Source organism: Mesocryomonas lacus (assembly GCF_055730105.2).
In genome coordinates this window covers 93381-106266 of sequence record NZ_JBUZWF020000005.1, presented here as the reverse complement: position 1 = coordinate 106266, position 12886 = coordinate 93381, and the positions used below count along the sequence as shown (strand labels likewise).

At 65.5% G+C, this 12886-nt stretch carries 12 protein-coding genes; 9 read left to right on the top strand and 3 right to left on the bottom strand.

Annotated elements, in window-relative coordinates; genetic code table 11:
• The first annotated feature begins 106 nt into the window (after positions 1 to 106).
• From ACZLZQ_RS17640 to ACZLZQ_RS17600, 9 genes are read left to right on the top strand one after another with little or no spacing between them, the layout of a single operon-like run.
• Positions 107 to 1027 (top strand): polysaccharide deacetylase family protein, encoded by a 921-nt coding sequence (locus ACZLZQ_RS17640; RefSeq protein ID WP_472950485.1) that lies wholly within the window; start codon positions 107 to 109, stop codon positions 1025 to 1027.
• A gap of 46 nt (positions 1028 to 1073) precedes the next feature.
• The gene (locus tag ACZLZQ_RS17635) at positions 1074 to 2570 is read left to right on the top strand and encodes an ABC transporter substrate-binding protein (protein WP_472950484.1); all 1497 of its coding nucleotides are present in this window, start codon (positions 1074 to 1076) and stop codon (positions 2568 to 2570) included.
• 22 nt (positions 2571 to 2592) lie between these two features.
• Positions 2593 to 3513, top strand: a complete 921-nt coding sequence (locus ACZLZQ_RS17630; RefSeq protein WP_472950483.1) for an ABC transporter permease — start codon at positions 2593 to 2595, stop codon at positions 3511 to 3513.
• 10 nt (positions 3514 to 3523) lie between these two features.
• Positions 3524 to 4390, top strand: a complete 867-nt coding sequence (locus ACZLZQ_RS17625) for an ABC transporter permease (protein ID WP_472936295.1) — start codon at positions 3524 to 3526, stop codon at positions 4388 to 4390.
• A gap of 12 nt (positions 4391 to 4402) precedes the next feature.
• Positions 4403 to 5191, top strand: a complete 789-nt coding sequence (locus ACZLZQ_RS17620) for an SDR family NAD(P)-dependent oxidoreductase (RefSeq protein WP_472950482.1) — start codon at positions 4403 to 4405, stop codon at positions 5189 to 5191.
• 13 nt (positions 5192 to 5204) lie between these two features.
• Positions 5205 to 6200: an ABC transporter ATP-binding protein gene (locus ACZLZQ_RS17615; protein WP_472950481.1), complete on the top strand. Its 996-nt coding sequence runs from the start codon at positions 5205 to 5207 to the stop codon at positions 6198 to 6200.
• Entirely contained in the window at positions 6197 to 7189 is a 993-nt protein-coding gene (locus ACZLZQ_RS17610; protein ID WP_472936292.1) for an ABC transporter ATP-binding protein, read from the top strand. Before ACZLZQ_RS17615 ends, ACZLZQ_RS17610 begins: the two co-directional genes overlap by 4 nt.
• An 8-nt stretch (positions 7190 to 7197) precedes the next feature.
• Positions 7198 to 9585: a penicillin acylase family protein gene (locus ACZLZQ_RS17605; protein ID WP_472950480.1), complete on the top strand. Its 2388-nt coding sequence runs from the start codon at positions 7198 to 7200 to the stop codon at positions 9583 to 9585.
• Entirely contained in the window at positions 9582 to 10727 is a 1146-nt protein-coding gene (locus ACZLZQ_RS17600; RefSeq protein WP_472950479.1) for a M20 family metallopeptidase, read from the top strand. Before ACZLZQ_RS17605 ends, ACZLZQ_RS17600 begins: the two co-directional genes overlap by 4 nt.
• A gap of 197 nt (positions 10728 to 10924) precedes the next feature.
• Here the strand turns inward: ACZLZQ_RS17600 and ACZLZQ_RS17595 are convergent, their stop codons facing one another.
• From ACZLZQ_RS17595 to ACZLZQ_RS17585, 3 genes are read right to left on the bottom strand one after another with little or no spacing between them, the layout of a single operon-like run.
• Positions 10925 to 11503: a hypothetical protein gene (locus tag ACZLZQ_RS17595; protein WP_472950478.1), complete on the bottom strand. Its 579-nt coding sequence runs from the start codon at positions 11501 to 11503 to the stop codon at positions 10925 to 10927.
• On the bottom strand, positions 11500 to 12075 hold the full coding sequence (locus ACZLZQ_RS17590; RefSeq protein ID WP_472950477.1) for a hypothetical protein: 576 nt from the start codon (positions 12073 to 12075) through the stop codon (positions 11500 to 11502). The genes ACZLZQ_RS17595 and ACZLZQ_RS17590 overlap by 4 nt, the downstream gene beginning before the upstream one ends.
• Positions 12075 to 12593 carry a hypothetical protein gene (locus ACZLZQ_RS17585; protein ID WP_472950476.1) on the bottom strand — a complete coding sequence of 173 codons (519 nt, stop codon included), beginning with the start codon at positions 12591 to 12593 and terminating at the stop codon, positions 12075 to 12077. The genes ACZLZQ_RS17590 and ACZLZQ_RS17585 overlap by 1 nt, the downstream gene beginning before the upstream one ends.
• Positions 12594 to 12886 lie beyond the last annotated feature (293 nt).

Genomic DNA, 12886 nt, shown 5'->3' with positions numbered 1-12886 from the left:
AGGCTCCTAACCTCCCTGCACAGAGAAGAACCAGATGCTTCGCCGGCGCCGAAGCGTCGACAATTGTTCTGGAACGCGTCTCATCCTAGAGAGCCGGATTGTACAAATGGATACAAGTGCTTCGACGGCCTCGAATGATCCGCGGACGCCATGGCTGTGGCCGGAGCCGGTCTGGCGGGAGCGTGTCGCGAGCGTCCGGGCGGGCCGTTCCCTCAAGCCCGCGGGCTGGAAGGACGGCGCACGGATGGCCGTAGCGCTATCCTTCGATGCGGATCACGAGACCATCGACCTGCGCAATGGCGGCATTTCGGCCGGCCGGATGAGCCAGGGCCAGTACGGCGCCCGGGCCGGCATGCCCCGGATCCTTGACGTGCTCGATCGGCATGGCGTCCCCGCCTCGGTCTTCATGCCCGCGGTTTCGGCGCTGCTGCATCCTGAAGAGGTACAGCGGGTGGTGGGCGCCGGGCATGAGCTTGCGATCCACTCCTGGATCCACGAATCCAATTCCGGCCTCGACCATGCGACGGAGCGTGATCTCTCGTTCCGCGCGGCCGATGCGCTGGAGCGCCTCTGCGGGACCCGCCCGGTCGGCATGCGCACCGCGTCCTGGGATTTCTCTCCGCACACGCTCGCGATCATCCGCGAGATGGGACTGCTCTACGACTCCTCCCTGATGGCGGATGACGAGCCTTACGAGCTGATGGAGAACGGCGAGGCGACCGGCATCGTCGAGATTCCGGTGGAGTGGATTCGCGACGATGCGCCCTATTTCAACATGGATCGCCTGGGAAGCTCGCGCCCATACGGCGGTCCGGCGATGCTGCTCGACATTCTCGCCCGTGAGATCGATCTCGCCTTCGATGAGGGAGGACTGTTCCAGCTGACGCTCCACCCGCACCATGTCGGCCACCGGTCACGGATTTTTATCCTCGACGAGGTCATTCGTCTCGCCAAGGCCAAGGGCGGCGTCTGGTTTGCCACCCACGCCGATATCGCCCGCTACTGTGTCGACCAGGCCGGTCGCTGACCGACCTGGGGCTTCGACGACCGTCACTGCTGCACCGAAGGGGAACATGATGCTGAGACTGCTCGCCACCACCGCCCTTGCTCTTGGCCTTGTCGCCGCGACTGCATCGGCGCAGACGGCCAAGGACAAGCTGGTCATCGATCTTCCCAATGATCCAGCGACGCTCGATCCGCATCTGCAGTGGGACACCGACAGCTATTCCGTCTACCGCAACATCTTCGACAACCTGCTCACGCGCGACAAGAGCGGTACGATCGCGCCGGGGATCGCGACCGCCTGGAAATATGTTGACGACAAGACGATCGAGTTCGACATCCGCCAAGGCGTCACGTTCCACGACGGCAGCAAGCTGACCGCCGAAGACGTCGCCTACAGCGTTGCGCGGGTGATCGATCCCGCGCTCAAAAGCCCGCAGTTCTCGCAGTTCAGCCAGATCGACAAGGCCGAGGCGGCCGGCGACGGCAAGGTCACGATCACCACCAAGACGCCCTATCCGGCACTCCTGGCGCAGTTGGTGAAGCTGTCGATCGTGCCCAAGGCCTATGTCGAGAAGGTCGGTCCGCAGGCGTTCAACAAGAAGCCGGTCGGCAGCGGTCCCTACAAGGTGGCAGGCCGCCAGGAAGGCGTCTCGACGGATCTCGCCGCCAACGAGGGCTACTGGGGCGGCAAGCCGCCTTTCCCGAAGGTGACCTTCCGCGCCGTGCCGGACGTCTCCACCCGGATCGCCGACCTTCGCACCGGCCAGGCCGATCTCGTGCGCGACATCCCGCCGGACCAGGCGATCAGCCTGAAGGAGGAGACCGGCATGGAGATCCTCTCGGTCCCGACCGAGCGCGTCGGCTACATGTATATCAATGCCGAGAGCGGCCCGACCAAGGATGTCCGGGTCCGTCAGGCGATCGCCCATGCGATCGACCGGCAGGGCCTGATCGAAGCGCTGCTGCAAGGCTACGGCAATTCGGTCGATATCATCGGTGCGCCGCCGGTGTTCGGCTATACCGCCGACGTCAAGGGCTATGAGTACGACCTGGACAAGGCCAAGGCGCTCGTCGCCGAGGCCGGCGCCGAGGGCGCCAAGATCGAGTTCCTGACCTCGCCCTCCTACAACCGCTCGGTCGTCGAGGCGCTGCAGCAGATGATCGCCGACACCGGCCTCACCGTCGAGATCCAGTCGAGCGACCAGGCGACCTTCCTGCGCCGCCGCCAGGGCGATCCCGCCAATGCCGGCAGCATCGCCATCGGCCGCTGGTCCTGCGCCTGCCAGGATGCCGACGGCATCATCTACCCGCTGTTCCGAACCGGCAGCACCTGGGCGAAATACTCGAACCCGGACTTCGACAAGGCCGTCGACGCCGCCCGCTCGACCCTCGACGAGACCGCGCGGCTCATCGACTACAAGAAGGCCTACGAGATCCTGCGCGACGACGTCCCCGGCATCGGCCTCTACCAGGACTTCGCTGTCTATGGCGCCAGCAGCAAATTGAAATGGCAGCCGACGCCGAACGAGTCGATGTTCGTCATGGACATGGGCTGGCAGCAGTAGCGGCGGACAGGGCGGGACCGACATGCTCGGATACATCATCGGCCGGCTGATCCAGGCGGTCGTCGCGGTCTTCGGGGTCATCACCATCGTCTTCGTGGTGATGCACTTTTCCGGCGACCCGACCTTGCTCCTGGTGCCGCAAGGCGCCTCCGCCGAGGAGATCGCGACGCTGCGCCACCAGCTCGGCTTCGACCAACCCTTGCTCACGCAGTATCTCAGCTACATCTCGGGCCTTGCCCAGCTCGATTTCGGCAATTCGGTGGTGCAGCGCGTGCCGGCGATCGACATCGTCCTGTCGCGGCTGCCCTACACGATCATGCTGGCCGCCGGCGCGCTGACGGTGGCGATCGGCCTCGGCATTCCCGTCGGCATCCTGATGGCCACGAACCGCGGCGGCCTGACCGAAAGGCTCCTCTCCGCCCTCGTCCTGACCGGGCAGAGCATCCCGACCTTCCTTTCCGGCATCCTTCTCATCCTCGTTTTCGCCGTGCAGTTGCGGTGGCTTCCGACCTCGGGAATCGGCGGCTTCAGCGCGCTGATCATGCCGTCTATCGCCTTGGGCGCGCTGTCGATGTCGACCTTCGCCCGGATGACGCGGATCGCCATGGTCGACGAGCTCGGCAAGGACTACGTCCGCGCCGCCCGCGCCCGCGGCCTGTCGATGCCAGCCGTGGTCGGCCGCCATGTCCTGCGAAATTCAGCGATTCCGGTGATCACCGTGGCGGCGCTCGAGATCGGCAATCTCCTCGCCGGCGCCGTCATCGTCGAGACCGTCTTCGCTTGGCCAGGCATCGGCCAGCTGGCGATCCAGTCGATCCAGGCGCGCGACTTCCTGGTCGTGCAGGTCATCGTGCTCCTCATCTCCTTCATCTATGTCGCGACCAGCGTCGCCGCGGACTTCGCCTATGCGGCGATTGATCCCCGCATCCGGCTGGCTCGGTGAGGCAAAGCGCATGACATCCGCCATCACCGCCCTTCGCCGCCGCACCGCGCGCGTCCCCGTCTCGATCTGGATCGTCGCGCTGATCATCACCGCGATCGTCGCGGCGGCGCTGCTGGCGCCCTGGATCGCGCCCGCAGATCCGGACCGCCAGGCACTGCTGTCGCGGCTGAAGCCGCCGGGCACAGTCGGCCGCGGCGATGTCACGTTCCTTCTCGGCACCGACGATCTCGGCCGAGACCTCCTCTCGCGCATTCTCTACGGCGCACGGGTCTCGCTCGGCGTCGCCGCGCTCTCGGTCGTCGTGTCGACGCTCGTCGGCGTCACCCTCGGCATGCTAGCCGGCTGGTATCGTGGCTGGGTCGAGATCCTGGTGATGCGCTTCGTCGACATCATGCTGTCGATCCCGGCGATCCTCCTGGCGGTGCTCACCGTCGCGGTGCTCGGCCCCGGCTTCCTGAAGCTCGTCCTGGTGCTCGGTCTCACCCGCTGGCCGCGCTACACCCGCGTCGCCTATGCGCAGACGCTGCAGGTGGCGAACCTGCCCTACATCAAAGCCTCCGAACTGGCCGGGGCGGGGGCACTGCGCATCCTCTTCCGCCATGTCCTGCCCAACATTGCCGGGCCGATCCTGGTCGTGGCGACCGCCGAGTTCGGCCTGATGATCCTGTTCGAGGCAGGCCTCTCTTTCCTTGGGCTCGGCATCCAGCCGCCGGCCGCTAGCTGGGGCTCGATCATGAGCGTCGGGCGCCAGTTCGTCGAACGCGCCTGGTGGATCGTCGCCTTTCCCGGCGGCTGCCTCTTCCTTCTCGTCTTGTCCGTCAACGTGCTGGGCGACTGGCTGCGCGACCGGCTCGACCCCCGTTCCCGAATCCGCTGAGGTCTTTTTGATATGGAATTTCAAGGCAAGTCCGTCGTCGTTACGGGAGCCGCCGGCGTCTTCGGCCGCTGGATCGCGGCGCATTTCGCGGCGGAAGGCGCTGTCCTCTGCCTCTCCGACCGCCGGGCCGCCGATCTCGATGCCGTGGTCTCCGAGCTGAAGCTCGACCCCAGGACGACGCTGACGCATGTGACGGAATTGACCGAGGAGGCGTCGATTCTCGAGCTCGTCATGCTGGTGAAGGCGCGCTGGCGGGCGCCTGACATCGTCGTCAACAATGCCGGCGTTTATCCGAAATTCGGTCTTCTCGACATGGATCTCGCCGACTGGGACCGGATCTTCGACGTCAACCTGCGTGCGCCTTTCCTGGTCTCCCGTGAGATGGCGAAGCTGATGATCGAAGACGGGCGCCAGGGCTCGATCATCAACATCTCCTCGGGCGCCGCCCGCCAGATGCGCAACGGCTCGGTGCCCTACTGCACCTCCAAGACGGCGCTGGAGCGCCTGTCCAAGGGCCTCGCGCTGGAGCTCGCGCCGCACCGCATCCGGGTGAACGTCGTCGAGCCGGGCTTCGCGCCGGGCTCGGAGGTCTCGGCGCTGTCCGACGACTATGTCGCGCGCATGAGCCAGCGCATCCCGCTCGGGCGCACCAGCGGCCCGGACGATGCGCCGGCGGCGATCGCCTATCTCTGCTCCGACAAGGCCTCCTTCATCACCGGCTCGGTGCTCTCGGTCGACGGCGGCAACTCGATCGGCACCTTCGAAACCGGCGAACTCGGCAGCACGCCGGGCACGGCCTGAGGCAGGACCTTCGATGTCTGAAGCAAAACCGCCGCTGCTCTCGGTCGAGAACCTCACCATCGAGATATCGGGTGCTGCGGTGGTCGATGGCATCTCGTTTGCCGTCCAGCCGGGCGAGGTGATGGCGCTGGTCGGCGAGTCCGGCTGCGGCAAGTCGCTGACCGCCTATGCGCTGCTGGGCCTCTTGCCAAATGTCGCCACCCGCCGCCACGGCCGCGTCCTCCTCGGCGACACCGATCTCGCCGCGCTGCCGGAGCGCCAGCTGCGCAAGCGGCGCGGCCAGGACATCTCGATCATCTTCCAGGAGCCGAGCGCCTCGCTCGATCCCTTGACCACCGTCGGCTCGCAGATCGCCGAGGCGCTGCGCCAGCACCAGGACGTCTCGCGCGGACAGGCGATGGCGGCGGCGCGGGCGATGCTGGAATCGGTCGGCATTCCCGATCCAGACCGGCGGCTGCACCAGTATCCGTTCGAGCTCTCCGGCGGCATGTGCCAGCGCATCATGATCGCCATCGCGCTGATCTGCGGCCCGCGCGTCCTCGTCGCCGACGAGCCGACGACGGCACTCGACGTCACCATCCAGGCGCAGATCCTTGACGTCATGAAGAAGCTCGTCGCCGAGCGCGGCACCTCGATCGTACTGATTACCCACGACATGGGCGTCGTCGCCGATATCGCCGACCATGTTGCCGTCATGTATGCCGGGCGGATCGCCGAGATCGCGCCAGTGGCGGATCTCTTCGCGCGGCCTGCCCATCCCTACACCGCGCTGCTCCTCGCTTCCGTGCCGCGGCTCGACGTCGCGCCGAAGGCGGAGCTTGCCACCATCGATGGCATGGTGCCGACGCCCGAGGAATTCGGTGCCGGCTGCCGCTTCGCCAGCCGCTGCCCGCTCGTTTCCGAGCGCTGCCGCACCGAGCAGCCGCCGCTGTTCGAGGAGCGGCCCGGCCACCGCACCGCCTGCTGGCACCGCGACCGCGTCGGCGAGATCACGAGGGTCGCCGCATGAGCGCTTCCGTCTCCCCCAACGCGATGCCAGTGCTCGAAGCAAAGGACGTCGCGGTGCATTTCGGCGGCCGCAGCTCCCTGTTCGGCAGCAAAGCGCCGACGGTCAAAGCCGTCAACGGCGTTGATCTCACCATCGTCGCTGGCGAGACGGTGGCGCTGGTCGGCGAATCCGGCTGCGGCAAGTCGACACTTTCCAACGCCATCGTCGGCCTGCAGAAGCCGACCGCGGGCAGCATCAAAATCGCCGGGCAGGAGGTCAACGGCGCCAGCCGCCGCGAACTCAACGACATCCGCCGCCGCGTGCAGATGATCTTCCAGGACCCGGCGCTGTCACTCGATCCGCGCGCCACCATCGGCTCGACCATTGGTGAATCGCTGGAGGTGCGCGGGATCGCCCGCGGCGAGGAATTGAAGCGTCGAGTGGCCGAGCTCCTGACGCAGGTGGGTCTTCGGCCTGAGCATGCCGGCCGCTATCCCCACCAGTTCTCCGGCGGCCAGCGCCAGCGCGTGGTGATTGCCCGGGCTCTGGCGCTGGAGCCCGAGCTGGTGATCTGCGACGAGCCGGTCTCTGCGCTCGACGTCTCGGTCCGGGCGCAGATCCTGAACCTTCTCGTCGCCCTGCAGAAGCGCACGGGTGTCGCCTATCTCTTCGTCTCGCACGACCTCTCCGTCGTCCGTCACATCGCCGACCGCGTGGTGGTGATGTATCTCGGCCGGATCGTCGAGGATGCCGCGCGCGAGATCTTCTTCGCCGACCCGAAACATCCTTATACAAGGGCGCTGATGTCGGCGGTGCCCGAGGCCGATCCGGTGGTCCAGCGCGGCAAGCAGCGCTTCGTCCTCACCGGCGAACTGCCGAGCCCGGCCAACATTCCCTCCGGCTGCGCCTTCCACACGCGGTGTCCGCTGGCGACTGAGATCTGCTCGGCCGTCCGCCCCGAGCTGACGCCGCGCCCCGACGGCGCGCGCGTCGCCTGCCACCACGCCTGAGGAAGCCCATGCCGACAGAAACGCCTGCCACCCAGACCATTGCCGTCGACGGACTTGCGGCCGAGGCCGAGATTCGTGTCGACCGGTGGGGCATCCCGCATCTCACGGCAGCAAGCGAGCCCGACCTGTTCTTCCTGCAGGGCTTCAACGCCGCGCGCGACCGGCTGTGGCAGATCGATCTCTGGCGCAAACGCGGCCTGGGGCTCCTCGCCGCCGATTTCGGCCCAGGCTTTCTCGCGCAGGACCATGCCGCCCGGCACTTCCTCTACCGCGGCGACATGGCGGCGGAATGGGCGGCCTATGCCGAAGACGCCGAGGCGATCTGCACGGCCTTCGTTGCCGGCATCAACGCCTATGTCGAGCTGACCGAGGCCGAACCCGCCCGCCTGCCGCAGGAGTTCACGCTGTTCGGCACGCGCCCCGATCGCTGGCAGCCCGAAGACGTCGTGCGCATCCGCACCCATGCTTTGACCCGCAATGCCGTCTCTGAAATCCTGCGCGCCAACGTGATGGCCCGCAGCAATGCCGAGACCGATGCGCTGCGCAGCCACATCGATCCGCCGACCTCGCTCGACCCCGCGGCCGGGATCGACCTTGCCGACGTGCCGCTCGAGGCCTTGCGCCTGTTCAAGCTCGCGACCGCGCCGGTGACCTTTGAGCCGGCGCGCCTGTCGGCCGGGATGGAGGACGCCTGGCGCTGGACGGTGGTGACCGATCTCGGCGACATCGTGCGCGCGACGACCGAGGAGGGCTCGAACAACTGGGTCGTCCACGGCACGCGCACCGCGACCGGCCGGCCGATCGTCGCTTCCGATCCGCACCGTGCCCATGCCGTGCCCTCGCTGCGCTATCTCGTTCACCTCAAGGCGCCGGGCTTCGACGCCATCGGCGCGGGCGAGCCCTCGGCGCCCGGCATCTCGATCGGCCACAACGGCACCGCCGCCTTCGGCCTGACGATCTTCGGTGCCGACCAGGAAGACGTCATGGTCTATGAGATCGCGCCGGAGGATGCGGGCCTCTACCGGTATGGCGACGGCTTCGAAAAGGTTCGGCGCGTGAACGAGCGCTTCGGGATCAAGGGGCATCCGGCGGCGGACCTGACGCTGTCCTTCACCCGGCATGGTCCGGTTCTCCACGAGGACAGGGAAAAACGCCGGCTGATCGCGCTGCGCTCGGTCTGGCTAGAGCCAGGCGCGGCCGCCTATCTCGGCAGCCTGACGGCGATGCGGGCAAAAAGCGTCGCGGACTTCGGCGCGTCGTTGACGCATTGGGGGACGCCCTCGGTTAACCATGTCTGCGCCGACACGGCCGGCGACGTCGCCTGGTACACCGCGGGCTTCACCCCCGTCCGCCCGAACTGGAACGGCCTCCTGCCGGTGCCGGGCGATGGCAGCCATGAATGGCAGGGATTCCTGCCGGCGGACGAACTTCCGCGCGCCGTCAACCCGCCTGAAGGATTTCTCGCCACCGCCAACGAGATGAACCTGCCCGCGGACCGCGCCCCGGGCGCGCCGGGCATCGGCTATGAATGGATCGAGCCGAGCCGGGCCGAGCGGATCAAGGCTGCGCTCCGCACGGATGCGGCGCACAGTCTCGAAGCGGCAGGTCGGCTGCAGAACGACGTCGTCTCGCTGCCGGCCCTGCGCCTCTGCAAGCTGCTGGGCACGGCGAGCCTCCATGCTGCGGCGGAGAGTGACGCTGCACTCGCGCTGGGCCTCTTCCGCGGCTGGGATGGCGCGCTTGCTGCGGACAGCGCTCCCGCCGTTCTGTTCGAAGTGTGGTGGATGAAGCATCTGCGGCCCGCGCTCCTCGCGGCGATGGCGCCTGACCCGGCGGTCCGAGCCTTGCTCGCGCCGGGCCATGTCGAAAGCCTTGTCAGCCTGCTGGAAGTGCCGGATGGGCGCTTCGGACAGGCTCCGCAGGTCGCGCGCGACCGTCTTCTCGCCGAAACCCTTAACGCTGCCGTCCTCGATGTCCGCGCTCGGCTGGGTGCCGACCCCGCCAGATGGCGCTGGGGCGACTTGCACCATGGCTACTTCCAGCATGCCGCCACCGTTTGGCAGGACAACGCGCATGCTGCTTGGGACATCGGCCCGTTGCCGCTCGGCGGCAGCACGTCGACGCCGATGCATGCCGGCTACCGCCTCGGCGATTTCCGGGTAATCGCCGGTGCTTCCGTCCGCCTCGTCATGGATGTCGGCGACTGGGATGCGAGTATTTGCATCAACGCGCCCGGCCAGTCCGGCGACCCCGCCTCGCCGCATTATGGGGACCTCGCGCCGCTCTGGGCAGACGGCCGGTACGTGCCGCTCCTCTACAGTGCCGACAAGATCGAAGAGGCGACGGAGATGCTGATCCATCTCGTTCCCGGCACAACCTTAGGACCGGCTGAATGACCACCCCTCTTCTCGTCGCCGCCGACATCGACGTCGCTGCGCTTCTATCAGACCTGCGGGCCTGGGTAGAGATCGAGACGCCCTCCCGGGATGCGTCACGGGTCAATGCGCTCGTCGATCGGGTCGAGGCCCGGGCTCGCGCAGGAGATTTCGTGGTTCAGCGGACACCCGGGACGATGGGCTATGGCGACATCCTGTCCGTGACCGCGAAGGGTGCGCCAAAGGAGGGGCGGCTCCTGATCCTCGCTCATCTCGACACTGTGCATCCGGTAGGCACCCTCGACCACGATCTTCCCTGGCGCGCGGAGGAAGGGCGAATCTACGGCCCCGGTATCTACGACATGAAGTCGGGGGCGCTGATGGCGTTACACGCCCTCGAACTTTCGACGCGACGAGCCGAAGGCTTGGCGGTGACGATCCTTTTCGTCCCGGATGAGGAAGTCGGCAGCCGAAGCTCGCGTCCCGCGATCGAGGCGGCGGCTGAACAGGCAAGCCATGTTCTCGTCGTCGAGCCCGCTCGCGACGGCGGCGAGATCGTCGTCGCCCGCAAGGGAGTCGCGATGATCGACATCGTCCTGCGGGGCAAGGCCTCCCACGCGGGCACGAGGCCGCTCGACGGCCGAAGTGCGATCCGAGAGGCGGCAAGGATCGTCCTGGCACTGGAGGCGCTAAACGACGCCGACAGAGGCATCACCGTCACGGTTGGAACCATCCAGGGCGGCACCAACCGCAACGTGGTGCCCGCCGAATGCCGCCTCGAGGTCGACCTTCGGCTGCCGGATGCGACGGCGGCGGAAGAGATCCTTTCAGCCGTCAAATCCCTCCGGCCGAGCGATCCGGACATCTCGATCGAGGTGTCGGGCGGACTGAACCGCCCGCCCTTTACCCAGAGTGCGGCGGGAAAGTCGCTCTTCGACAAAGCGGCGCGCCTTGCGGAGCCGCTCGGCCTCGATCTCAAGGGACAAACGACAGGCGGCGGCTCCGACGGGAACTTCACCGCCGCACTTGGCGTGCCGACGCTGGACGGACTGGGCGCCGACGGGGCCGGCGCCCATACGCTGGAGGAGCATATCCTGACCAACTCCATCGCCGCCCGTACCGCTCTCCTCGCCAACTTGATGCTCACGCACGAGACAAGCTGACAGCATGATGGGTGGCGAGGGCGTCAACGCGCTCTTGTTAGACTGTCACGGGTAGGGCCGGTGAGCTTTGCAGGTTTCATTGACGTCCATTTCCAAGCGGCGGGCTTCGCTCGCTACGCTGAAGCTGGTGGTCCGCTTTGTAGTCAGTCCCGTCATGGACGCGCATTTGTCATCAGCCCAACACGGCGCGCGGAACACTATGGCTTACACCCGGCCCCGGGTTCGTGCAGCCAGTTCATCTGCAAGATATCATTGATGACGAAGACGCCGACGTCGCAGATGTCATCGACGTCGGCATCGAAAGCTATCTCGAAGCCGGAGCGCCCGGTGTATTGACCCAATGCGGCATCGACGTCTGGTCGCGGGGTATCTGCGACAGCCCCTGACCGACTGGCTCCATTGACCCAGATGCCGACCATGTTGATCTTGCGGGCAGGATCGGGGGACTTTGTCCATCCGCTGACCAATCCACGCCGACCGTCGGTTTTTTCAAAACGGTCCAGAAATCCGAAAGCCGGTCCTGGAATTGGCGACACCTCGAGCGCGTACTTCCCTCCAGAGAAAGACAGCCGCTGCGCCGCTGCGGCGGGGCTGATTTGCAGGTCAGGCCGCAGCACGGCGGGATCGCGCCCCGCCGCATGCATGATGAGCTGCAGGGCCGGAACGACCGAGGCGTCCCGTGAATATTGCAGCATGGATCGCAAGCCTATGAGGTTCGTCGCGGCCATCACCACGACAATGACGAGAAAGACGATGTTGACGGCGATCTTTCTCATTTGGCGACGGATCCGCATGCGGTTCTGAGCGACGTTACCCTCTGAACATGGACGCGGCCCAGCATCGAGAAAACGAGGAAGGCTGCAAACGGAAAGGCCACGTAGAGGTATCGACCCTGAGGCTGCGGCAAAAGCATCTGGGAGCCGATGATATTCAGCAAGATGACGGAAATGGTCATGCTCCAGAACAGCAGCGTCATCAACGGAATGCGAAATGCCTCCAACCCGTCGATGCGGTACCGGATCACCGAATAGGCGGAGTACAGCACGCTGGCGGCGAGGATGGCCGCCACGATCGGGAAGAAAAAGAAGCTGTAGAAATTTTCCGGGAGGAACACATTCATCCGCCCAAGACCGTAAAAAAAGCTTCGGCCAGCATTGAAGATCCACCACGTCGTGTTGGTCACGTCGAGGAGCTTGTCGCTGCAGAAAATAAAGCACGACATCGTCTTGCTGTTCTGGTGCATCGCCGTGAAGGCAACCTGGCCTTTTAGTCCGGTGAATTCCCCAAACTCGAGATAGGTTTTTCCAAGGACGGGCAAGGCGATAGCCGCCCCCGCGGCAATCGACATCAGCAAAAAGCGAACGGCCGGAAATTTGCGATCGACGAGATACTGATATGCGATGTAAACCGCAAGGAAAACGAGGGAAGGGTAGAAGTAAATTTTTGAGGCATGACCAATCCGCACCCCGCGCCAAACAGAAGGGGTCTCAGGGAGTAAGGTCGTCTAAGGGCCCATAGCATCAGCGCCAGAGTCAACGTCGTGGCCGTCAGCGCAAAGGCGTCGGCGTTGAAATAGGAGAAGAGAAAGGTGAGTTGCGGAACCAGTAGAAAGGCGATCGGAGCGAGATAATAGAGGGCGCCCCGCATGCCCACCATCCGCGCGATCGTTAGCAGCGAGATGGCAAAGACCGGCGCCAGAAGCCAATTGAACGCACGAACGGCGAGATAACCATTATGTAGTGAGAAATAATCGGCAAAAAGATGCGCGGTGGCAGTAGCACCCAGCGTATGGAGGTACGGGAGGCCGTAGTACCAGAACCGCTCCTTGCTGATTGTGGCTCCGGAAAGAGGGCTGATGAAGGGCACCGCGGGATCGATCCCGGGAGACGGAATTGTAGAGGTATTCAACCAGATAGAAGTGCGTGGACTCGTCCGGAGCGCCATTGAACGGAATCATTAGTGACCACGCTACGAACAGTACGGTAAGCAAGACCACGAGTATCGAATACTGTATCGTTCGGCGTCCTGGGGCTTCTTCGATGCTAGCTTGCGACATGACACTTGATCATTCTAGATTCCAGACTTCAGCATCGCGCTCTGTCGTCGCGAAGAATGTCGACCTCATCGGAGTGCCGAGGTGCGGGCGTTGCCATCCACAA